This window comes from Mesorhizobium caraganae, from assembly GCF_016836705.1.
Classification (GTDB): domain Bacteria; phylum Pseudomonadota; class Alphaproteobacteria; order Rhizobiales; family Rhizobiaceae; genus Mesorhizobium; species Mesorhizobium caraganae.
This window is the reverse complement of the sequence record NZ_JAFCGY010000015.1, coordinates 22,421-43,682: the sequence shown is the minus strand read 5'-3', so window position 1 is coordinate 43,682 and position 21,262 is coordinate 22,421. Positions and strand designations below refer to the sequence as shown.

23 protein-coding genes are annotated in these 21,262 nt (G+C 62.9%); 10 read left to right on the top strand and 13 right to left on the bottom strand.

Going from position 1 to position 21,262, the window contains the following annotated elements; translation table 11 throughout:
• Nucleotides 1–4: 4 nt before the first annotated feature.
• Nucleotides 5–307 (bottom strand): hypothetical protein, encoded by a 303-nt coding sequence (locus tag JQK88_RS22510; protein WP_203279464.1) that lies wholly within the window; start codon nt 305–307, stop codon nt 5–7.
• A 297-nt stretch (nt 308–604) separates the two neighbouring features.
• Between JQK88_RS22510 and JQK88_RS22505 the strand changes: the two genes are divergently transcribed.
• A complete protein-coding gene (locus tag JQK88_RS22505; protein WP_203279463.1) occupies nt 605–1,747 on the top strand; it encodes a helix-turn-helix domain-containing protein in 1,143 nt (380 codons plus the stop codon).
• A 295-nt stretch (nt 1,748–2,042) separates the two neighbouring features.
• Nucleotides 2,043–2,711 carry an ATP-dependent DNA ligase gene (locus tag JQK88_RS22500; protein ID WP_192248951.1) on the top strand — a complete coding sequence of 223 codons (669 nt, stop codon included), beginning with the start codon at nt 2,043–2,045 and terminating at the stop codon, nt 2,709–2,711.
• Between the two features lie 234 nt (nt 2,712–2,945).
• On the opposite strand, the gene JQK88_RS22495 is transcribed toward JQK88_RS22500, so the two are convergent.
• Nucleotides 2,946–3,134 carry a hypothetical protein gene (locus tag JQK88_RS22495; RefSeq protein ID WP_142868598.1) on the bottom strand — a complete coding sequence of 63 codons (189 nt, stop codon included), beginning with the start codon at nt 3,132–3,134 and terminating at the stop codon, nt 2,946–2,948.
• Nucleotides 3,135–3,313: 179 nt separating this feature from the next.
• On the opposite strand from JQK88_RS22495, the gene JQK88_RS22490 reads away from it, so the two are divergent.
• The 3 genes from JQK88_RS22490 (at nt 3,314) to JQK88_RS22480 (ending at nt 6,659) form a co-directional block, all read left to right on the top strand.
• Nucleotides 3,314–5,605, top strand: a complete 2,292-nt coding sequence (locus tag JQK88_RS22490) for a cation:proton antiporter domain-containing protein (RefSeq protein ID WP_192248954.1) — start codon at nt 3,314–3,316, stop codon at nt 5,603–5,605.
• Nucleotides 5,606–5,623: 18 nt separating this feature from the next.
• Complete coding sequence (locus tag JQK88_RS22485; protein ID WP_192248957.1) at nt 5,624–6,190, top strand: GNAT family N-acetyltransferase; 567 nt, start codon at nt 5,624–5,626, stop codon at nt 6,188–6,190.
• A 166-nt stretch (nt 6,191–6,356) separates the two neighbouring features.
• Complete coding sequence (locus tag JQK88_RS22480; protein ID WP_142868601.1) at nt 6,357–6,659, top strand: DUF1330 domain-containing protein; 303 nt, start codon at nt 6,357–6,359, stop codon at nt 6,657–6,659.
• A 49-nt stretch (nt 6,660–6,708) separates the two neighbouring features.
• On the opposite strand, the gene JQK88_RS22475 is transcribed toward JQK88_RS22480, so the two are convergent.
• Both JQK88_RS22475 and JQK88_RS22470 read right to left on the bottom strand, forming a co-directional pair.
• On the bottom strand, nt 6,709–7,338 hold the full coding sequence (locus JQK88_RS22475; RefSeq protein WP_312037313.1) for an ankyrin repeat domain-containing protein: 630 nt from the start codon (nt 7,336–7,338) through the stop codon (nt 6,709–6,711).
• A 134-nt stretch (nt 7,339–7,472) separates the two neighbouring features.
• Nucleotides 7,473–8,684 (bottom strand): MFS transporter, encoded by a 1,212-nt coding sequence (locus JQK88_RS22470; RefSeq protein WP_192248960.1) that lies wholly within the window; start codon nt 8,682–8,684, stop codon nt 7,473–7,475.
• A gap of 285 nt (nt 8,685–8,969) precedes the next feature.
• Here JQK88_RS22470 and JQK88_RS22465 point away from each other — a divergent pair, with 285 nt between their 5' ends.
• A complete protein-coding gene (locus JQK88_RS22465) occupies nt 8,970–9,389 on the top strand; it encodes a VOC family protein (RefSeq protein ID WP_192248963.1) in 420 nt (139 codons plus the stop codon).
• 93 nt (nt 9,390–9,482) lie between these two features.
• Here the strand turns inward: JQK88_RS22465 and JQK88_RS22460 are convergent, their stop codons facing one another.
• Entirely contained in the window at nt 9,483–10,067 is a 585-nt protein-coding gene (locus tag JQK88_RS22460; RefSeq protein ID WP_192248966.1) for a dihydrofolate reductase family protein, read from the bottom strand.
• A gap of 120 nt (nt 10,068–10,187) precedes the next feature.
• Here JQK88_RS22460 and JQK88_RS22455 point away from each other — a divergent pair, with 120 nt between their 5' ends.
• The 3 genes from JQK88_RS22455 to JQK88_RS22445 all read left to right on the top strand — a co-directional run bounded on the left by JQK88_RS22455 (nt 10,188) and on the right by JQK88_RS22445 (nt 11,784).
• Nucleotides 10,188–10,604 carry a winged helix-turn-helix transcriptional regulator gene (locus JQK88_RS22455; RefSeq protein ID WP_192248968.1) on the top strand — a complete coding sequence of 139 codons (417 nt, stop codon included), beginning with the start codon at nt 10,188–10,190 and terminating at the stop codon, nt 10,602–10,604.
• Nucleotides 10,605–10,823: 219 nt separating this feature from the next.
• A complete protein-coding gene (locus JQK88_RS22450) occupies nt 10,824–11,024 on the top strand; it encodes a hypothetical protein (protein ID WP_246501471.1) in 201 nt (66 codons plus the stop codon).
• Between the two features lie 52 nt (nt 11,025–11,076).
• Nucleotides 11,077–11,784, top strand: a complete 708-nt coding sequence (locus JQK88_RS22445; RefSeq protein WP_192248971.1) for a hypothetical protein — start codon at nt 11,077–11,079, stop codon at nt 11,782–11,784.
• 37 nt (nt 11,785–11,821) lie between these two features.
• Here JQK88_RS22445 and gcvA read toward each other — a convergent pair whose 3' ends face one another.
• Nucleotides 11,822–12,727 carry a transcriptional regulator GcvA gene (gene gcvA, locus JQK88_RS22440; RefSeq protein ID WP_192248974.1) on the bottom strand — a complete coding sequence of 302 codons (906 nt, stop codon included), beginning with the start codon at nt 12,725–12,727 and terminating at the stop codon, nt 11,822–11,824.
• Between the two features lie 130 nt (nt 12,728–12,857).
• Between gcvA and JQK88_RS22435 the strand changes: the two genes are divergently transcribed.
• Complete coding sequence (locus JQK88_RS22435; RefSeq protein WP_192248977.1) at nt 12,858–13,562, top strand: SDR family oxidoreductase; 705 nt, start codon at nt 12,858–12,860, stop codon at nt 13,560–13,562.
• A 28-nt stretch (nt 13,563–13,590) separates the two neighbouring features.
• Here JQK88_RS22435 and JQK88_RS22430 read toward each other — a convergent pair whose 3' ends face one another.
• From JQK88_RS22430 to JQK88_RS22400, 7 genes are all read right to left on the bottom strand, one after another.
• The gene (locus JQK88_RS22430; RefSeq protein ID WP_192248980.1) at nt 13,591–14,499 is read right to left on the bottom strand and encodes a carbohydrate ABC transporter permease; all 909 of its coding nucleotides are present in this window, start codon (nt 14,497–14,499) and stop codon (nt 13,591–13,593) included.
• A gap of 1 nt (nt 14,500) precedes the next feature.
• Nucleotides 14,501–15,352, bottom strand: coding sequence for a carbohydrate ABC transporter permease (locus JQK88_RS22425; protein WP_376740443.1), 852 nt, complete (start codon nt 15,350–15,352; stop codon nt 14,501–14,503).
• Between the two features lie 288 nt (nt 15,353–15,640).
• Nucleotides 15,641–16,966: an ABC transporter substrate-binding protein gene (locus tag JQK88_RS22420; protein WP_192248985.1), complete on the bottom strand. Its 1,326-nt coding sequence runs from the start codon at nt 16,964–16,966 to the stop codon at nt 15,641–15,643.
• 39 nt (nt 16,967–17,005) lie between these two features.
• Nucleotides 17,006–18,091 carry an ABC transporter ATP-binding protein gene (locus JQK88_RS22415; protein ID WP_192248988.1) on the bottom strand — a complete coding sequence of 362 codons (1,086 nt, stop codon included), beginning with the start codon at nt 18,089–18,091 and terminating at the stop codon, nt 17,006–17,008.
• A 195-nt stretch (nt 18,092–18,286) separates the two neighbouring features.
• Nucleotides 18,287–18,877 (bottom strand): DUF922 domain-containing Zn-dependent protease, encoded by a 591-nt coding sequence (locus JQK88_RS22410; protein ID WP_192248991.1) that lies wholly within the window; start codon nt 18,875–18,877, stop codon nt 18,287–18,289.
• A gap of 70 nt (nt 18,878–18,947) precedes the next feature.
• Nucleotides 18,948–20,231: a D-tagatose-bisphosphate aldolase, class II, non-catalytic subunit gene (locus tag JQK88_RS22405; protein ID WP_192248993.1), complete on the bottom strand. Its 1,284-nt coding sequence runs from the start codon at nt 20,229–20,231 to the stop codon at nt 18,948–18,950.
• Nucleotides 20,228–21,211 carry a tagatose kinase gene (locus JQK88_RS22400; RefSeq protein ID WP_192248996.1) on the bottom strand — a complete coding sequence of 328 codons (984 nt, stop codon included), beginning with the start codon at nt 21,209–21,211 and terminating at the stop codon, nt 20,228–20,230. The genes JQK88_RS22405 and JQK88_RS22400 overlap by 4 nt, the downstream gene beginning before the upstream one ends.
• Between the last annotated feature and the right edge of the window lie 51 nt (nt 21,212–21,262).

The window sequence follows — 21,262 nt, the reverse complement described above, 5'->3', positions numbered from 1 at the left end:
GAGTTTACTCGTTTCCTGACGATTGAACTGTTAGCAATCCCAAAATTTCTGCGCACTCGCGAGCTTTATACTGACCGATGTTCATCAACTGGTAGTAATCCTGCCGCTTGTTTTCCGGGATATGAAAGCCGCGCCTAAAATCGGCCGCCTCCTTCGGAGTTCGAGTGCAGCCGATTTTACTGGCTGTTACTTTCAAACTTGCCAGTGAGCATCCGATCCTGGCCGCAATATCCTTCAACGGCTCGTTGTTGATGTATCCGTCAAGAATTATCTTGCGACGAGCTTCGCTGTTGAGCTTTGCGTTCATTTACAGGGTCTCCCCAACTACGCTTCCACAATGCTCAATTCTATATGCAGCGGGCTGAAGAGTGTCGTTAGCGCCGCATCCAGAAACTTATCTCGGAATGCATTTCTTGCTGTAACTCAGCGTGATCGCCCGTCGACGCGAGTTCCGCTGCCGTTGGCAGTCGTTTCGGCCGTGGTCATCGACGGCTGGATCTGGCTGGTCTATCGATATCGGCCTCAAAGTCTTGCCAGATGCCCGAGGTACACCACATGATTGAGAGGGCATGGGGCATACCCGAATCGGATATGGCACCACGCGATGGACGCTAAAAAGCCAAACGAGGCACCTGCGAGGCAGCCGTCGGAGCGTGATCGACGTCGTTGGCCGCGCGAAGCTCAACCTCAAAACGAGTCAGCTTCGCCACTCGCGCCTGCGCTCGAGCCTTTGTCCTTTTCAACGCTCGAACTGGCGCCAGAGGATCAATTCGCCGCCTGGCAAGCGCATATGGCTCCGCTTGTCGAGGTCAAGTTGCCGGATGACAAATCGCCGGACGATGGCTTTCCCGCCGACCACACGGCCTGGAACCTCGGTGGCATGCTGATCGTTCAGCAGCGCGCAGCGGCACACAGTTACATGCGTTCTGCCGCAAAACTCCGGTCCAGTTCGATCGATCACTGGTGCATCGTCTTGCCCCATACTGGCCGATCATGGACGGAGGTCGATCGTCGCGTTGTAGAAAGCCAGCCGGGCAAATTGGAGATCAGATCGCTTGGCTATCCGTTTCGCGGGAGGGCAACGGATTCGGAAAGTCTCCTTCTGTATATGCCGCGTGATTTGTTCGCCGATGCGGCGGCAAGCCTCGACGCGAAGAACAATTCAATTCTGTCCGGCAACTTTGCCAACCTCCTGGTCGGCTACATCAACAGCGTAGAGGCAAGACTGCGCAGCCTCACGGCTGACGATCTGCCTCGCATCGTACACGCAACGCGCAGCATGATCATCGCCTGCCTCGGGCCTGCGGCGGAACATGCTGCCGCCGCCGAACAACTGGCGAATGTTGCGCTCATGGAGCGGGCGCGCAGATACGTCCACCAGAATCTGGATGCGGCTCATCTGACACCGGATTCAATGTGCCGGGCGCTCGGCGTCTCGCGCTCCCGTCTCTATCAGTTGTTCGAACCAAGCGGTGGTGTTCTCCATTACATCCAAAGCCGCCGGCTTCTGGCAGCGCATATTGCGCTCAGCGATCCGGTGGACAGCCGGCGAATTGTTGAAATTGCCGAGGCCTTCGGGTTTAGCTCAGCGGCCAATTTCAGCCGGGCATTCAGCAAGGAATTCGGTTACAGCCCCCGCGAAGGCCGCAGCACGGTGGTGTTGTCGCGCCCGGCCCACTCTGCTTCGCATGCCGAACACCAGAAGGCCTCTTCCTTTGAAGGTTGGCTCAAAGCGCTCGGAAGCTGAGCATAGGATCGGTGATGATTGAGCCGGGCGGCTTTGCCACCATTGGCGCGAGCGTGGCCAGCGGCAACCTGACATGGCGTAAGGCCAAATGGGGCGCGGACCAAGATCGCACCGAGAGCGAGATATGTACGCCAGGATAAGTATCTGGATACGAAGCTAACGACATTCCGGCCTCGTCCGTAGATGTTCGCGATAGTCCGGCGGGGGCTCGGCACAGGCGGCAGGCGTCCAGATAGCTGGTGTGTCGCTGCCTGTGCCGACAACGCCCCCCGCTACGCGGTCAAAGGTGTCCGTCTTGAGTAAGCGTAGCAAGGTCAACGGCGGCCGGCTGGAGTTCATTCCGCCGCAGATCCCGACTCTGGTCAAGCAACCGCCCGAAGATGAGGGATGGGTTCACGAGGTCAAGTTCGACGGCTACAGGACGCAGCTCATCATCGATCAAGGCGGCGTGCGTCTTTACAGTAAAAACGGCCATGACTGGACGGCAAAATACTGGCCCATCGCGCTGGCAGTCGAGCTGCCATGCAGGGCTGCCATTCTCGACGGCGAGGTCATTGTAGCCGGTGAGCAGGGCGCTCCCGATTACCCTGCGCTGGAAGCCGCGATCTGGAATGAGCCGAGCCGGCTGGTGTTCGTGGCGTTCGACATCCTCCATCTCGATGGTCGCAATCTTGCCCCCTTGCCCCTGCTGCAGCGCAAGCACGCGCTGTGGCAACTGGTTGAGCCTGGCGCCGGCAAGATCCGGTACAGCGAGCATTTCGACGGCGATGCGCTGGCGATCCTTCGCGCCATCGACAAGATGGGGCTTGAGGGCATCATCTCGAAGCGCGCCGACAGCCGCTACCGGAGCGGACCGTCGACCACATGGCTGAAGGCCAGATATTTCGAGGAAGGCGATTTCCGAATTGCCGAGCGTCATTCGCCAGCCTGGCACGGCTCCAATGGCCCTGATGGCCACGCTTGACGGCGAGAGACGGTATATCGCCTTGCGCCGCAGCGGCATGCAGACGTAGCCCTTCTTGCCATTCTCGGTGATATGGGCGCAGCGCGGCGTCAGCATGCCCGGGCCGGGGACATGCTCCTGGCCGCTCGAACAGCGAAGGCGTTCCGTCGGACGCGATCAAAGACGGGCGATTGCCGGCTCGTCAGCCGATGGCATGCCGAGGCCGCTCCTACCCGAAGCGGCCTCTTCGTGGGACTACCGCAGCCTTGCCGACCGTGGAAAATCCACCACCTCCGCCACCGGCCGTGTGTACTGGGCCGCAACGATCGCCTCGATCAACAGGTCGAGCGCCGCAAGGGCCTCGCTGCTCGTTTCGTCGTCGCCGCGCAGATAGTGGCCGGCCCGCTCCAGATGCAGCCGGGCGGCGGCAAAGTCGCTTTTCATGAGCTTCTCCTTGTTGCCCGCCGTGCGCCGAACATGTGCGACTCGCTTTACCCGAAAGCAAACATCCACAGCCGCCTTTGAATCGAATTGTCCTGACCTCGCCGGATGTGCTGGGTGGGAGCGGCGCCCGTGCAACCGATGTCGCATGCAACCGTTATTTCGGGCAGAATGAGGGGTGCATGTCTTTATCGTTCCCGCACAAATGGCGCTGGCTTGTCGCGACCGCGGCGGCGACCCTGTTGCTCACCCCGGGCGCAGCCTTGCCGGCTGAAAAGACCGGCATGTCCAGCGAAGGCATTTTCGTTCTGGAAATCATCCTGCTGCTGGTCGTCGGGCGCGGCCTCGGCGAGCTGCTCGAACGCATCGGCCAACCGGCCGTCATGGGTCAGCTCATCGGCGGCATCCTGCTCGGACCCTCGCTGCTCGGCTGGCTTTGGCCTGAGGCGGAGCGTCTGGTTTTCTCCGGCGACGCCTCGCAAAAGATCATGATCAACGCCATCGCCCAGCTCGGCGTGCTGATGCTGCTCCTGCTCACCGGCATGGAGACCGACCTCAGACTGGTGCGCAGGGTCGGCCGCGCCTGCTTCTCCATCTCCGCCGCCGGCGTCGCGATTCCCTTCGTGCTCGGCTTCGCGGCGGCGCAGGCCATGCCTGCGTCGCTGCTCGCCGAGGGCAGCGAGCGCGTCGTCGCCGGCCTCTTCCTCGGCACCGCGCTGTCGATCTCCTCGGTCAAGATCGTCGCAATGGTGGTGCGCGAGATGAACTTCATGCGCCGCGACCTCGGCCAGATCATCGTCTCCTCGGCGATCATCGAGGACACGATCGGCTGGGTGATCATCGCCATCACAATCGGCATCGCGACCAAGGGCCGCATCGACCTCGGCAGCCTTGCCTTCACGCTTGCGGGCGTCGCCGCCTTCATGGCCTTTTCCTTCACCCTCGGCCGCCGCATCGTCTTCGACGCCATCCGCTGGACCAACGACAGTTTCAGCAGCGAATATGCCGTCGTCACCGTCATCCTCGCCATCATGGGCGTGATGGCTTTGATCACCGAGCTGATCGGCGTCCACACCGTGCTCGGTGCCTTCGTTGCCGGCATCCTTGTGGGCGAGTCGCCGATCCTGTCGCGCCACATCGAGAGCCAGTTGCGCGGCGTCATCACGGCGCTGTTCATGCCGGTGTTCTTCGGTGTCGCTGGTCTCTCGGCGGACCTCACCGTGCTCCTTGATCCGCAGCTTGCGCTGCTCACCGTGGCGCTGGTTGCCATCGCCAGCTTCGGCAAGTTCGCCGGCGCCTTCATCGGCGCGGAGTTGGCCGGCATGAGCCGCCGCGAGGGCATCGCGGTCGGCTGCGGCATGAACGCGCGCGGCTCGACCGAGGTCATCGTCGCCTCGATCGGCCTTTCGATCGGCGTGCTTTCGCACAACCTCTTCACCATGATCGTCACCATGGCCGTCATCACCACGCTAGCGATGCCGCCGACGCTGCGCTGGGCACTTGGTCGCCTGACACTCGGCGAGGCCGAAAAGAAGCGGCTGGAGCGCGAGGAGGTCGACCAGCGCGGCTTCGTCGCCAATCTGGAGCGGCTGTTGGTGGTGGCCGACGAAGGCGTCGTCGGCCGCTTCGCCGCCTACATGGCCGGCGTGATCGGCGCCGGCAAGCCGATGACAGTGCTGCATGCCGGCGGCGAGAACGAGGCCGAGCCGGGAGTGGAACCGAAGCTGGAGGAGATCGAGAAGGGGGCCGAGCACAACCGCGAGGCGGCGAAGGAGGCCGACGAGCAGCCCGCCGCCAAGGCTCCCGTCACCCGCAGGCACGGCAGGCACGTATCGGCCGAGACCGTGGCGAGGGAGGCGCGCAAGGGTTACGGCGTGCTGATTGTCGGGCTCGGTCGCGCGCTTACCGCCAAGGGCGGCTTCACTCGCCGCCTCGACGAGATCGCCGGCGCTTTCGACGGCCCGCTCTGCCTGGTGGTCAAACCCGCTGCCGCCGGCCGGCAGATGCCGAGGCTCGGACCCGAGGCCGGCCGGATACTGGTGCCGGTCAACGGCACGTCGGTCGCCCGCCGTGGCGCCGAGCTGGCGCTTGCCATTGCCGCCGTCACCGGCGCGCCGGTCAAGATGCTCTATGTGGCGCGGGTCGGCCGCGACGAGCCGCGCGACACCGTCTCGCATCGCCGCAGGGAGGCGGTGCTGAAAGACATCGTTGCGCTTGCCGACCGCTACGGCGTCGAGATCGAGACTGCCATCCGCAGCAGGGCCGCCGCCGCCGATGCCATTGCCCGCCAGGCCGGCAGGGGGGTGGCGATGATCGTCATGGGCGTGGCGCGACGGCCTGGCGAGGAATTGCTGTTCGGCGAGACGACCAGCAGCGTGCTGCAACGCTGCCACTGCCCGGTGGTGCTGATTTCCGACGAACGGCTGCCCCGCGACGACGCCGCCCGCGAGGCGCTGCGTTCCGGCACCGGTTGACAAGCCAAGGAGGTCACGATGAGCTTCAGCGCAAAACCCCTCGACGAGACCACATGGTCGCAATTCGCCGCGCTGGTCGAGCGGCACAATGGCGTCTGGGGCGGCTGCTGGTGCATGGCCTTCCACGCCAAAGGCGTCGGCGCAGCCGGGAACCGCGCCGAGAAGGAGGCCCGGGTCCGCGAGGGCCATGCACATGCGGCGCTCGTTTTCGACGGCGTGGCCTGTGTCGGCTGGTGCCAGTTCGGGCCGACGCAGGAGCTGCCGCGCATAAAGCACCGGCGCGCCTATGAGGAAGGGCTGACGAGCCTACCGGATTGGCGCATCACCTGCTTCTTCTCCGACAAGGCCTATCGCGGCAAGGGCGTCGCGGCAGCAGCACTTGCCGGCGCGCTCGCCGAGATCGCCCGCCTCGGCGGCGGCACGGTGGAAAGCTATCCCGAGGATGCGGAAGGCCGCTCGGTCGCCGGCGCCTTCCTGCACAATGGCACGCTGGCGATGTTTGAACGCCAAGGTTTTCAGCGCGCCCGCAAGATCGGCAAGCATCGCTGGGTGGTCGCACGGACGGTGGGGGCCGGCGGCGCCTGATAGCTTGGTTCACCAAGCCGTCTCCTCGGATGTGCTTAATATGATTTGATACTAATATGATGCCGCATCAGCAGATTTCGACGACTTCGGCGGGCGCCGATGCGTTGCTGATGATGTGCAAGGCAATTTGAGAAGGGACGATTGGCAAACAGGGAGGAGACACGGGATGGCGGCCTATCTTATCGCCGATGTCGATATCACCGACGCGGCCGTATTCGATCAATACAGGCGTGAGGTTCCGGCCACCGAGGAGCGCTACGGCGGCCGCTATCTCGCGCGCGGCGGTGCGACCAAGGTGTTCGAGGGCGACTGGCACCCGCACCGCCTCGTCATCATCGAATTTCCCGACATGGCATCGCTTTCGGCCTGGTATGACTCGCCGGAATACGAGCGTTTGAAGGAGATCCGCTTTCGCAGCGCCAGGACACGCATCCTGGCTGTCGAAGGGATCGCGTTGTCGCCGACCTAGGCCGTGATCTGTCGCGCTGGGAGAAATGTGGCGGAGCGATCTGACGCGCTTACTTGCCTTCGAAGAAGGCGTGGATCGCTGCTTCCAGCGTCTCGATAAGCTCGGCATTGCGGGTGCTGCCGGCCCAGATCAAGGCATTGAGCCGCATGTCCTTGTTGAGGAAGTTCACCTTCCTCGTTTCCAGCAGATATTGCACCACGTCATAGTGCCGCCCCTTGATCGCCTCTATAAGCGCGCTGTTGCGGCCGGTCTTGTCGGCTGCATTGACATCGGCGCCGTGTTCGACGAGCAGCCTGACGATCCCCAGATGCCCGGTCCTTGCCGCCTCGATCAGGGCCGTGCGGCCATAATAGTCGGCGCGCGCGTCGATATCGATGTCGGGATGCTTGATCAGCGCCGTTATGGCAGCGTGGTGTCCCTTGGCCGCGGCGAGGCTGAGCGGCGTGCTCTTCCATTTGTTCCTGGAATTCACGTCGATCTGCGGATGCGAAATCAGCGCTTCGAGCACCGGGCCGCGGGCGTTGTGGGCCGCCAGATGCAACGGCGACCAGCCGCCTTCATCCGTCTGGTTGATGTCAGCCCCCGCCGCCAGCTCGGCGCGGAGGCTCGCGATGTCGCCTTTCTCCGCCGCCCCCAACAGGGTCGACCAGCCTCTCGCGTCCTCGGCTTCCAGGCCCACTGCAACTGCCTCCGTGAACAGACTGGCAAGGATGCACGCCGGCCTGGCCGGCGTGCGGTATCTTCGGCCGGAAGCCTTTCATAATCGCATGCATGGGGCAAACAGATTTCCGTGCCGGACGGGAACCAGGGATTTCAAGCCGCTTGCAGCCGCTCCCGGCCGGGCTGCGGCGGGAAGGCGATGGCGATGCCGGCCGCACCCAGGCCAACTAGCGCCGAGCCGATGAACAGCCAGGAATAGCTGGCATAGGCGTCGAAGATCATGCCGCCGGCGAGCGGCCCGAACGACATGCCGAGGCTGGACAGCAGCGTGGCGGCGCCGAGCACCGTGCCGATGATGCGCGGCCCGAAATAGTCGCGCGCCAGAACGGCATAGAGCGGCATGACGCCGCCATAGGTGGCGCCGAAGATGATCGCCAGGAGATAGAACTGCTCGAGATTGCCAACGGCGAGATAGGCGGCGATCACCACCGCCTGGATGACGAGGCCTACGATCAGCACCGGCTTGGCGCCGTGCCTGTCGCCAAGCACGCCGTAGAGCACGCGCCCGCCAAGGCCGGCAAGGCCCTCGACGCTATAGATCGACACGGCGGCCATGGGTGCTACGCCGCACGACATGGCATAGCTCACCATGTGGAAGATCGGTCCCGAATGCGCCGCGCAGCAGGCGAAGAAGGTCATGCCCAGCACCAGGAATTGCGGCGAGCGCAGCGCCTGGCCGACGCTAAAGCCGGGATCGTCCGCGACAGGCGCGGGCGCACCGCTATCTGCTGCCGCGACCGCCACCGACGGCTGGCGCACCAGCAAGACGGCGGGCAGCAACAGCACCCAGGCCATGATGCCGATGTCGAACATCGCCGTGCGCCAGTCATAGGCGGTGATCAGCCAGCGCGCGAAGGGCGAGATGGTCATCGGCGCCACGCCCATGCCGGCCGAGACCAGCGACACGGCAAGGCTGCGATGAGTGTCGAACCAGGCGGTGGTGAGCGCGATCATCGGCGCGAAGAAGGCGCTGGCCGCCAGCCCGACGATGACGCCGTAGCTCAGCTGGAAGACGATGAGCGAATTGGCGCGGCTCGCCACCACCAGCGAAAGGCCAAGCAGCACCGCGCCGGCAAAGACGACGGGGCGGGCGCCGACGCGGTCATAGATGGCGCCCCAGGCGAAACCACCGGCGCCCATCACCAGAAAGTTCAGCGTCATGGCGCTGGAAATGCCGGTGCGCGACCAGTTGGTGTCGAGCGCCATCGGCTCGAGAAAGATCGCCAGCGAAAACATCGCGCCGAGCGCCACACAGGTCATCAACGCGCCCACCGCGACGATGACCCAACGATAGGAATTGTTCATGGTCTTCTCCCGAAATCGGTTCGATGCGGCGCGACTTTTTCCAGCTCCGTTGCGCCGCTTGCGTCCGAAGGACGTTGGTGGGTTTTCGAATCCGACAATCCGGTTGCATTTTTTATCCGGTCTGCGCGGAAGTCCATCCGGATGCAGCAAAAGCAGGCGGCGCGGGGTCTGCGGCCGCAAAACGGCCTGACAGGATCAGGTCGCGATGCAACAAAAATGCCGTGCCGAATTGACGAGGCGCTTCTCGACCATAGTTTACGATCTTCTGAACGGGAGAGATCGCTCATGGAGCTGCATCGCGGCCGCCTCATCGACCACGTCCAGCTGGTGGTTAGGGATCTGAAGGCGAGCCGGCGCTTCTACGAAGCCGTTTTTGCGGTGCTCGGCATTCCGATCGGCGGCGAGGCCGAGGACTATTTCTGGGCCGACGAATTGTTCATCTCCAGCCTCGACAGCCGGGCGGCGAGGGGGCAGCTGACCGGGCGCCATCATTTGGCCTTCCAGGCCAGGGACAACGCCATGGTCGATGCCTTCTACAAGGCGGGCTTGGCTGCCGGCGGCACCGACAATGGCGCGCCAGGCGAGCGGCCCTATCATCCCGGCTACTACGCCGCCTTCCTGCTCGATCCCGACGGCAACAACATCGAGGCGGTGTACCACGGCCCGGCGAAGCGCAGCGCTGCTTCGGTCGAGATCAATTTCTAGAGCAGTTCCAGGAAAGCTCCCAGCGGTTCTCGACCGGAATTCTCTTGAAAACAAGGAGTTGCAGCGGTTTTCCGATTTAGGGATTGAACCAGATCAAGCCGGGGCGTAGCGGTTTACCACCATGCCGCAGGCATAGGCCTTCGAGTCGACGAGGCGCAATTGTCTGAAACCGCCGCGGTCGAAAATCCGCTCGCCATCGCCGAGCGCCGCTGGATTGATGAACAGCTGGAATTCGTCGACCAGCCCCGCCGCAATCAGCGCCGAGGCGAAGCCGGCGCCGCCGAACACCGCCATGTCGCCGCCACCTTGAGCTTTCAGCGCGTTGACCTCGCGCGGCAGGTCGCCGCTGGCCAGCGTCGTGCGCTCCCACTGCGATGCCTTGAGCTTGTCGCTCAGCACCACCTTGCCCGCTTCGACGATGCGCTGGGCAAAGGCATAGAACGGATCGCGCGGAAAATTTTTCGCCGCATTGCCCCAATGGGTGAGGTAACCCTCTTCGGCCATCTTGCGGCTGAGCAGGATGGTGTCGATGCCGGCGAACACGGCGTTGAAATCGTGCTTCAATTCGTCGTCCCACGGGCAATTTCCGCCCCATTCCCAGAGCTGCCAGTGCTCGTCGCCGGCCGCGCCGACAAAACCGTCGACCGACATCTGCATTTGCAGGATCAGCTTTCTCATCGTCGTTCTCCTCATTCGACCTGAGTGTCGTCCAGGTGGAAAATGGTTTACTTCTAAAATCATTGACGCAAGGAAAAAATGGTGTCAATAGTAAAGTGATTTAAAAATGGAATCATAGAAATGTCGACCAGGGAAAGATCCGGTTGCCCCATCAGCCTCTCGCTCGAACTGCTTGGCGACCGCTGGACGCTGCTGATCGTCCGCGACCTGGTTTTCGCCGGGAAGACGCACTTCCGGGAGTTTTTGCAGTCCGACGAGGGCATCTCGTCGCGCACGCTGGCCGAGAGGCTGCAGACCTTGCAGGATGAGGGCATTGTCACCAAAAGCGACGACCCCACCCACAAGCTCAAGGCGATCTACCGGCTGACCGAGGCCGGCATCGACCTGTTGCCCGTGCTGGAGACGCTGGGCGCCTGGGGCAGCAAATACCGCAACGCCGATAACGAATTGGCCAGGATCGCCGACGAACTGGCCGCGGGCGGGGAGGTTGCCCTTGAGCAGATGAAGAAGAAGCTGCGCGCCGAGCATATCGACTAGGGCGCAACGCTGGCTTCCTTTTCGCGATGCCCCGGCCACATCGATTGACGTCCCCGGGTGACGCTATCATCATGCGTCACCAGCTTATCGTTCCCATCCCGCAAATCGCTGTGGCCGTAGCCACGTTTGCGCCGGATTGCCGTCGCCGGAAAGCACGGCGTCTGCCAACCAGCGCGCGGTGGCGGGGGCGGCGTGCATGCCGATCGAGCCCATGCCGCCATGCACGTACAGCCCCTCGATCGCGGTGCGGCCGAAAAATTCCTGCCGGCCGAACTGCAGCCCGAGCGCAGCGGCGTCAACGCCCGCTCTTCGCAACTCGGCCTCTACCTCATCGGCTTCTACAATCCGGTCACCGGCCTGCTCAGGGAAATCGGCAGGGAGGCGAAGGCGGTGGCGGCTGACATTGCGCGGCGGCGCTGAGTGTCGAATGGGGTTCCTTGCGGCAATGCGGTGCGGGCATTAAGGAGCGGCGATGAAACGTCTGCTGTGTTCAGTTCTTGCCGTCTTGTTTTCGACATGGGCGCACGCGCATGTTCCGCCAACAGCTTTGGCTGACGCCACGGATTTGTACGCCAAATTCGATGAGCTTTTGCGGCAGCGCCAGACCGAAGGCAAGTTGCCGACGCTCAAAAGGCCGCAAGACCGCGATCTGGTGCGCAAGCTTTGGGACCATGAGGCCTTGTTAGGCACGCCCCCGTATGATGCGAGCGATCAGGACACGCTGTTTTTTGTATTGAACAAGAGCGGATCGCTTATGGAGTCCTACAGTCAGGGCGGCCCCTCTTTGCACGATGAAGCCACGCATTCGATGGCATTCCTAATTAGGGCTTCTGGTGCTTCACAACTGGCTTTCAACGATTATCTCGCCCACCAATCCAACGTTGCCGAACTGTTGCGCGGCAACGGGGCCAAGGCTCGGGGAGGGGTGGAGAAAATGCTTCGCGGCGCGGCGATTTTTCTGTCCGATCCGGCATTGGAGGATAAAAACAAGATACTTCTGGTTGATGCGCTGAGAACCAGCGGTCCTTATCTGGCGCAGAGCGTTTCCCTTGATCGTCGCCAGGCCATGATCGACTTGTTCGCCCCGTTGGTTGGTCAGCCGTCCCTGGAGTCGCTCAAAATCTTCGTGCAAGGCATCAAGACAGCCGACTGCAACCTCTTGTGTGCTGACGGTAAGTAATATCGATGCAGAGTATCGTCGACCGGGCTGAAAGGCCTCAATCCGGCACGCGCTCTGCATCTCCCTCATCCAGCAGCCATTGCCGCACGGCTTGAGTCGGCTCGGGGTGGCGCTGCTTGCGCGGCATCACGACATAGAAATCCTGCGTGCCGCGCATTTCCGCGTGGATCGGCTGCACCAGCCGGCCGGCGGCGAGGTCGGCGGCGACCAGGAAGCGACTGGCCAGCGCGATGCCCTGGCCGGCGATGGCGGCGTCGATCGCCAGGCCGGTCTGGTTGAAGCGCATGCGTTTCGCCTCAGTGGCCATCGTCAGGCCGAGCGCTCTTTCCATGAACTCTGGCCACAGATTGTGCGCGTCGTGCAGCAGCACGTGATGCTGGATGTCGGTCGGCGCAATCTCCTTCGCACCGGTCGCTAGCAGGGAAGGGCTGCAGATGGCGACGATCTGCTGTGGGAACAACAGGTCCACCATCAGTCCGGCGCCGAAGGGCGGGCGTCCCTGCCTGACCGCAATGTCGACGCCGTCGGCCTGGAAACTCGACAGGCTTTCGCTGGCCAGAATCCTGAGGTCGACCAGCGGATTGTGCGCCACGAACTCCGGCAGTTTCGGGATCAGCCATTTGGTGGCAAAGCTCGGCGTGACGCTGATCGTCAGCCGCGCCGGTTCGGGGCGCAACAGCAAGGTGGCCTCCGAGATCAGATCGAAGGCGCGGCGGATGTTGGGTACATAGGCGCGGCCTTCGTCGGTCAGTGCCAGGCCGCGCGGCAGCCGCTCGAACAGTTTTGCGCCGAGATCGGCTTCCAGCCCACGTATGTGCTGCGCCACCGCCCCTTGCGTCACGTTCAGCTCTTCGGCGGCAATGCGGAAGTTGAGGTGGCGCGCGGCGGCCTCGAAGGCGCGCAGCGCATTCAACGACGGCAGGCTGAGGAAGGCTTCGGGCATGCAGTAGTTTTTCTACAGCTTGATTTCAGGCTTTCTGGTTCGAACCAGATGGCGAAACCGGTTATAGCATTGCTCGAACCTCGGAAACATGGCTTTCAGAGCCGGCCAACCCGCGCGAAGGAAAATCAACATGAGTGTAGAAAAAGTGGCAGTCGTCGTGGCCGGTGGCAGCGGCATGGGCGCGGCGGCGGCGAAGCGCCTGGCGGCGGACGGTTTCAGGGTTGCGATCCTGTCGTCCTCCGGCAAGGGCGAAGCCTTGGCCAAGGAGCTTGGCGGCCTCGGCGTCACCGGCTCCAACCAGTCGAACGACGATCTGCAGCGCCTTGTCGACCTGACGCTCGAGCGCTATGGCCGCATCGACGTGCTGGTCAACAGCGGCGGCCACGGGCCGCGTGCGCCGATCCTCGAAATATCAGACGAGCAATGGCACACCGGCATGGACGTCTATCTGCTCAACGTCATCCGGCCGGTGCGCATCGTGGCGCCGCAGATGGTCAAGCAGAAGGCCGGCGCCATCATCAACATTTCGACCGCCTGGGTGGTCGAGCCGAGCCCGATGTTCCCGACATCCGCCGTCTTCCGCGCCGGCCTTGCCGCCTACACCAAGATCTTCGCCAACACCTATGCCGCCGACAATGTGCGCATGAACAATGTACTGCCCGGCTGGATCGACAGCCTGCCGGCCACCGAGGAGCGCCGCGACAGCGTTCCGATGCAGCGTTACGGCACGTCGGAGGAGATCGCCGCCACCATCGCCTTCCTCGCTTCCGAAGGTGCGGGCTACATCACCGGCCAGAACATCCGCGTGGACGGCGGCATCATCCGCGCGATTTGATGCATCGCGGCCTGCATGAGCCGGCGCGTTATTCCTTCACCGCGCCGGTCATCGAGGAGACGTAGTGCTCGACAAAGAAGGAATAGAGCACGACCACCGGAAGCGAGCCGATCAATGCTCCCGCCATCAGAGCCCCCCATTCATAGACGTCGGAGCGCACCAGTTCGGTCAGCACGCCAACCGGCACGGTCTTGTTTTCCGAAGATTGGATGAACGTCAGGGCATAGATGAACTCGTTCCATGACAGGGTGAAGGCGAATATGCCGGCCGAGATCAGGCCGGGCACCGACAGCGGCAGCACGATCTTGGTTAGAATCTGCCACCGGCTCGCCCCGTCTATCAGCGCGCATTCTTCCAACTCGAACGGGATCGAGCGGAAGTAACCCATCAAAAGCCACGTGCAGAACGGTACCAGGAAGGTCGGATAGGTAAGGATCAGCGCGAAGGGCGTGTCGTAAAGCCCAAGGTTGAACACCATCACCGACAGCGGAATGAACAGGATCGAGGGCGGTACGAGATAAGCGAGGAAGATGCCGAGGCCGACCTGCCGCGCCCCGGAAAACCGCAGCCTCTCGATCGCATAAGCTGCGAAGACCGACGCCAGCAGCGACAGGAAGGTAGCGGCGGTCGAGATCATGATCGTGTTGAGCAGCCAGCCCGGATAGGACGTCTCGAACAAGAGATAGCGGATGTGCTCGAGTGTCGGATGGACCACCCAGAACGGGTTGAACTGCGCATAGTCGGTCATCTCGAGATTGGGTTTAACCGCCGTGATCGTCATCCAGTAAAAAGGAAACAACAGCACGATGACGAACACCAGCAACGGCAGATAGACCGTTACCACGCGGCGCGGCAGGCTCTGCAGGTAGCCCATGCCGCCTTCGTCGATGTCCGGACGTTTGGTCTTCTTGGTCGCGGCCGTCTTGATCATGACCATGTCAGTCTCTTCCACCTTGTTGCCATTTGCGGCGTTGCAGGCCGAAATAGCTGAACAGGATCGCCGCCAGCAGGAACGGGATCATGGCCACCGCGATCGCCGCGCCTTCGCCAAGCTGGCCCCCGGAAATGCCGCGCTGGAACGACAATGTCGCCATCAGATGCGTGGCATTCACTGGCCCGCCGCGGGTCAGCACATAGATCAGCTGGAAATCGGTGAAGGTGAACAGCACCGAGAAGGTCATGGTGATGGCGATGATCGGCGTCAGCAGCGGCAGCGTCACATAGCGAAACAATTGCCAGCGCGTGGCGCCGTCGAGCGTGGCGGCCTCGTAAAGCGACTGCGGGATCGTCTGCAGGCCGGCAAGCAGTGTGATGGCGACGAAAGGAATGCCGCGCCAGACATTGGCCGCGATGACCGAAGCGCGCGCGTTTGTCGGATCGCCGAGGAAATTGATGCGGTGGTCGATCAGGCCCATCTGCTGCAGCGCCCAGGACAGGATCGAGAACTGCGAATCGTAGATCCACCAGAAGGCGATGGCCGAGAGCACGGTTGGCACCACCCATGGCAGCAGGACTACCGCGCGGAAGAACGATTTGAACGGCAGGTTTTCATTGAGGATAAGCGCGAGCCAGAGGCCGAGCGCGAACTTCAGGATCGAAGCGCTGATCGTATACAGCAGCGTGTTGAAGACCGAGAGCCAGAAGACACTGTCGTTCCAGAGGTACTGATAATTCTCGATGCCGATGAAGATGCCGGAGCGGCCGATACGGGCATCGGTGAAGCCGAGCCAGACGCCGAGCCCGAGCGGATAGGTCAGGAAAACCAGGAGCAGCACCGCGGCCGGCAGCATGAAGCCGAAGCCAAGGGCGTTGCGGCTTTCAGACAGGCGCGAAAGCAGCGACGGACGCGGCTGGGCGGCAACGGACGACACGGCCATGAACAGCTCCTCACGAGCAATTCCAGGAAAAGTGTGTAGCGGCTTTCCGTCCGGAATTGCGTAAAAACGAACACTCAGAGCAGGGCAGCGGTTCTATCGAAAGCCGAACTGCTCTAGCAGGCCTCCTGGTCGGCCCGCACGGCCACCAGGCGATTTCAGGAACCGGACCGGGCAGCACGGCTGCCCGGTCCGGCTGTGCTCCTAGACGCGGTAGTAGCGGTTGGCGCGCTTCTCCGCCTCTTCCATCGCCTCCTGCGGCGTCGCCTGGCCGGTTACGGCCTTGGCGAACATGTCGACCAGGACATAGTCGGCCATGGTCGCCGCCGAGGCATAGCCGAGCGGCCCGGCATAGCCGTTGGGACGCAGCGTCGCCGAGGCCTTGGCATAGGCGGCATTGTTCGGATCGGCCGTCCACACCGGATTGCTGTCGAAAGCCTTCAGCGTTTGGCAGCAATAGCCGGCCGAGGAGGTGATCCAGTCCGACATTTGCGGATCCTCGAACATGAACTGCAGATAGGCCTTGGCCGCATTGGGGTAGGGCGTGTAGTCGAAGATGACAGCCGTGGTCACCTGGAACAGTTCGACCGATTTTCCGACAGGACCGATCGGCAGGTTAGTCGTGCGGATGTCCTTGGCGATCTCGGCCAGTTTCGGATCGTTGTCCTTGTTGGTCTTGGCCGTGTAATAGGCGGAAATGCCGTTGGCGATGACGCCGAGTTCGCCGGCCAGGAAGGCGCGGTTGTTGTTGACGTCGAGCCAGCTTTCGGTGCCGGGAATGAAGGTCTTGTAGAGCGCCTGCGCGTACTCGATCGCCTTCAGCGTCTCGGGACTGTTGATGGTCACCTTGCCGCTCTCGTCGACCATCTGGCCGCCATGGCTCCACAACAGCCAATGAGCGTAATTGTTGCCGTCGCCGACGCCGTGACCGTGTGTGAAGCCGGCCGGATGTCCCTTTGCCTGCAATGCCTTGCAAAGCTCGAGGAAGCCCTTCGTGTCCTTCGGAAACTCCGAGAAGCCAGCCTCCTTCACCCAGCTTTCGCGATAGACGATGGCATTGCCGATCGTGGCCAGGGGCAGGCCGATGAATTTGCCGTCCCGTGTCGCATACTGCTTCGGCCCGTCGTGCCAGCCGCCGTATTTCGAACCCAGATACTCACCCAGTTCCGTCACGTCGTGCAGCTTGTCGGGATATTGGTGCGGGTCGTCGAACCAGACCAACATGAGGTCCGGGCCGGAGCCGACATTGGCGGCGACCGCCGCCTTGGGGCGAATGTCCTCCCAGCTTTCCTTGTCGACGCGAACCTCGACACCTGTCGCCTCGGTGAAGCGCTTGGTGTTGGTCAGCCATTGAGTCTCGTCGCCCGAGACGAAAGGCGACCAGCGAAGCAGCCGCAGCTTCGCGCCGTCCTCAGGCTTGTACTTCAATCCCTCCTGGGCAAAAGCGGGCGAACCGACGAAGCGGCTTCCCAAGGCTCCCGCCGCAACACCTGCGGTCGTGCGGATTACATCCCGTCTCGTGAATTTCATGGTAGTCTCCTCCGGTTTATTTTCCTTGCAGTGCGGTCCTTACCATCCAGTGCGCGTTTCGAATCGTGTTCCGGTTTTGCCGTCAAACAGATGGATCAAACCAGGTTCGGCGGCGAGCCGTATGGTTTCGCCCGGCGTGAAGGAATGGCGTTCCCGGAAATTCGCGACGATCTCATCACCGCCGGCGGTGCGGCCGATCACCTGTATTTCCGACCCGGTCGGCTCGACCACCACGACGGTGACCGGAATGCCCTGATCGGGCGACAGGCGCAGGTGCTCTGGCCGTATTCCCAGCACCACCGGATGAGCATTGGCGACGGCCGGCGCGGCGGCCAACGGCAGGGAAATCCCCCCGGAGCCTCGAAAGGACGGCGAGCCGTCTGTCCCGATTTCACCCTTGATCAGGTTCATGGCTGGCGAGCCGATGAAGCTGGCGACGAAGAGATTGTTTGGCCTGTCGTACAGTTCCAGCGGCGGCCCGATCTGCTCGACGATGCCGTCGTGCATGACGACGATCTTGTCGGCCATGGTCATGGCCTCGATCTGGTCGTGAGTGACATAGACTGTCGTGGTCTTGAGACGCTGGTGCAATTCTTTGATCTCGGCGCGCATCTGCACCCTGAGCTTGGCGTCGAGATTGGACAGTGGTTCGTCGAACAGGAAAACCTGCGGATCGCGTACGATCGCCCGGCCCATGGCGACGCGCTGGCGCTGGCCGCCCGAAAGCTGACGTGGATAGCGCGTCAGCAATGGCAGCAGCCCCAGAATTTCGGCCGCGCGCTGAACGCCGGCATCGCTTTCTGCTTTCGAAACACCCTTGAGCATGAGCGAGAACGCCATGTTCTCGGCCACGGTCATATGCGGGTAGAGCGCATAGTTCTGGAAGACCATGGCGACATCGCGCTCTTTTGGCGCAACGTTGTTGACGACACGCTCGCCAATGGCGATCTGGCCGCGCGAAATCTTTTCCAGGCCGGCGATCATCCTGAGAAGGGTCGATTTCCCGCAACCCGACGGCCCGACCAGCGTGACGAACTCGCCGTCATTAATGTTCACACTGACGCCATGCAGAACCTCGACGGTCCCGAACGATTTGTAAACGTCGCCGATCGCGACAGACGCCATCGATTTCCTCCCGAACAGCTTCTTGCGACGCCCCGAAGGAAACCGCTTCTCTCCCGCCTCGCGACCGTCTCCCATTCCCCCAATAGGTCGCGCTGCAGCAGACGGTAGCGCTACCAAGCCTGCCTGTAAAGCGGCCACGCGGCCGGTGCTCTTGTCGTTCGAAGGCTCGGCGCAGCGACTGGCAGCTCCGGCAAACTACCCTCCATTCACAAAAGCCAGCACCAGCTTCTGCAAATTGCCACCAGGACCGAATTCGACCTTGTCGAAGTCGCGGCTGGCCTGCCGCTGCGCCAGTGAGATCTGGGCAAGCTGCCGGGTCAACTCGGTCCTGATCTTTGTGCAGCCGGGGTCGTCGGCGACGGTCATGCCGACGCTGATTGCCTCGATCTTGCGCACCATCTCGACGATGGCTGCGCCATGCACCTTTTCATGGGCGGCGAGCCCGGCGGCGAAAATCTCCCAGCTCTTCTGCACGGCGGGAGACAGGGGCGCGGCCGGCTTTGGCAAAGTGTAGGTTATGATGAGTTTCGGCCGCGCCGATTTGAGCACGCAGGCGCCGCCTTGCGGCTTGTAGTCCCGGGTCCAGGTCAGCTTGAAATTGGTGTGTGCAATGACGCGGCCTTTGCCCAGCAAGGGGCCTGCTTCGCCGATCGACGCGTAGAGTTGAGGGCCGCTCTGGCCCGATATGGCGTAGGTCTCGATCTTCTCGACCGGCTTCCAGTCCGCGCGTGCGGGCGAGGCGAGCAGCGAAGCCGCCAGTAGTACGAACAAAACGACTGGTTTCATGCTGATGTCAAAGGGCTGCCAGGGTTTATGCCCTTCGCTCTAGCATCGCGCGCGCCGGCTGACAAAGCAGCTAATCGCTGCCGCCTCGGCAAGCGGCGTCGTAGTCGGCCAGCACCTGGCCGACCGCCGCATGAAAAATCGCCTCGGGATTGCCAGCCGGACCAAGCGTGGCCGGCAGCGTCGGCAGGAACTGCCGCATCAGCGTTTCGGGAATGGCGACGCCGTCCAGTGCCTTGCGCAGCCGGCTGACGGCGGCGACGGCGGCGGGGTTGCTCCAATAGTAGCGAATTCGGTCGCTGTAGCTGTAGTGCCGCTGCAGATAGAGGTCTGCTTCGCTGCCGTGATAGTGGCTGTGCCAATGGCGCGGCGCGGCCAGCATCACTTGCTCCATAGTGTGGGCGAGCGGCCTGTCGCCATAGCCGTCGACCATCTCCGAGGCGATCAGGTCGAGACCATAAAATGCCTCGCGCAAGGCAAATGTCAGGCCCGGGCCGACCTTGAGAATGGGAAAGCCGTTATCGACAAGCGCGATCAGCGCCGCGCGGCTCTGATAGTCGGTGGAATGCGCCTCATAGACGAGCGAGGGTTGCTCCTCGAGCAATCCGGTCAGGCCTTTCGATTTTTCCGGCGCATAGGCGACGACATTCTGGCTGCCGAATTCCACGCCCGGCTGTACCACCACGGCGATAACGCGGCCAAGGGCGTCCGTCAGGCCTTCGCGGGCAAAGATGTCGCGATGAATCTCGATCGTGTGGCGCGCCGCTGCCGCTTCAGTGGGCTTCAACTCGCCGATCGCATGATCGACGCCGCCCGGAGCGGGAACCTCGGTGCCGATAATGTAGACTGGCAATGCGCCACCGCGCGCGAGCGCTGCCTTTTCAGCCGGCTTGGCCAACCGCGCCGCCCTGATAGCGATGATCTCGTCATCGAGTGCCGCCGGCTCGCCGGCGCATCCCATCGAGGCGTCGAGATGGATCTTGCTGAAGCCGGCCCGCACGTAAGCCGTGACCATGGCTTCGGCCTTGCTCATCGCTTGCGCCGCCGGCTCCGCACGCCACGGGTTCGGCCCGAGATGGTCACCGCCAAAGATGATGCGCGAGGGGTCCAGCCCCTCCCTGCTGGCGATCTCCAGCACGAAGGCGATGAACAGGTCAGGCGTCATCCCGGTGTAGCCGCCGAACTGGTTGACCTGATTGCAGGTTGCCTCGATCAGCAGGGTGGCTTCCCTGTCCGCGACGGCGCGCCTGATCGCCGTCTGGATCACCAGCGGATGCGCCGAGCAGATCGAGGTGATGCCGTAGGGCGATCCGTTTCTGCGCGCGGCGGCGAGACCTGCAAGCGGGTTGGTCTTCATGTCGCTCTCGCGGTCCCGGCGATGAAATCGTCAAGCACATCGAAGCCGGCGGTGCCTTCCATGGGGCCGCGCCGCGTGACGTTGCGGGCCCCGGCGGCATTGGCATAGAACAGCGCTTTGCCGGGCTCCATTCCCTGGCGGCGGCAGGTCAGATAGGTCGCGCCGAAACAGTCGCCGGCGCCGGTCGGGTCGACCTCTTCGACGTGGAAACCCGCGCAGTCGATCCGGGTACCATCGGCGCCGAACCAGGACGAGCCGTCGGCGCCGCGCTTCAGCACGATCTCGCCGACGCCTCTGGCAAAAAGCGCCGTCACCGCCTGATGCTGGTCATCGACGCCGGCCGCGGCCAGCAATTCGTCGCCGGACGGCAGCAGCAGGTCGGCATCATCGACCAGAGCTGCGAATTGTTCGCCGTCGGCACCGTCGATCAGTTCCTTGCGCATATTCGGATCGAAAGAAGTCGAGCCGCCGCGGGCGCGCACCGCTTTCAAGGCATAGGCGACGATCTCCTTCAGCCCGGCCACGGACAAAGTGGACCCCATGACATGCAGATGCCCGGCCCGGTCCGCCAACAGGCGTGCAGCGGTGGTGAGATGGATCTGCCCGGCGGCGGATTCGGCGATGTTGTAGACAAAGTCCCTGATACCATCGCGCCGGTAGCGCACGAACGCGCTTCCGGTAGGGTAGCGGTCGCTGACATCAACGGCCGAAACATCGACGCCGTCGCGCTTCAGTCTCTCCAGATTGATCGTTCCGAAATCGTCGCGGCCGACGCAGCCGATGAGCCCGGCGCCGCCGCCCAGCCTTGCCACCTGGTCAATGAAGATCGCCGGTGCGCCGCTCGGGTAGGGGCCAACAAGTGTCAGCGGTTCGAGGAAACCCATGCCCCGGTCGGTCGCCATGATCTCGACCAGGATTTCGCCGGCCACAATCGTTGGCCCCGTGGCCTCGGCGGCGATCTCGCGGCGCGAAAGGCTCATGCTTGCACTTCCTCCTCATCCCACCCGACTGCCCGTGGGCATGGCCGTCCA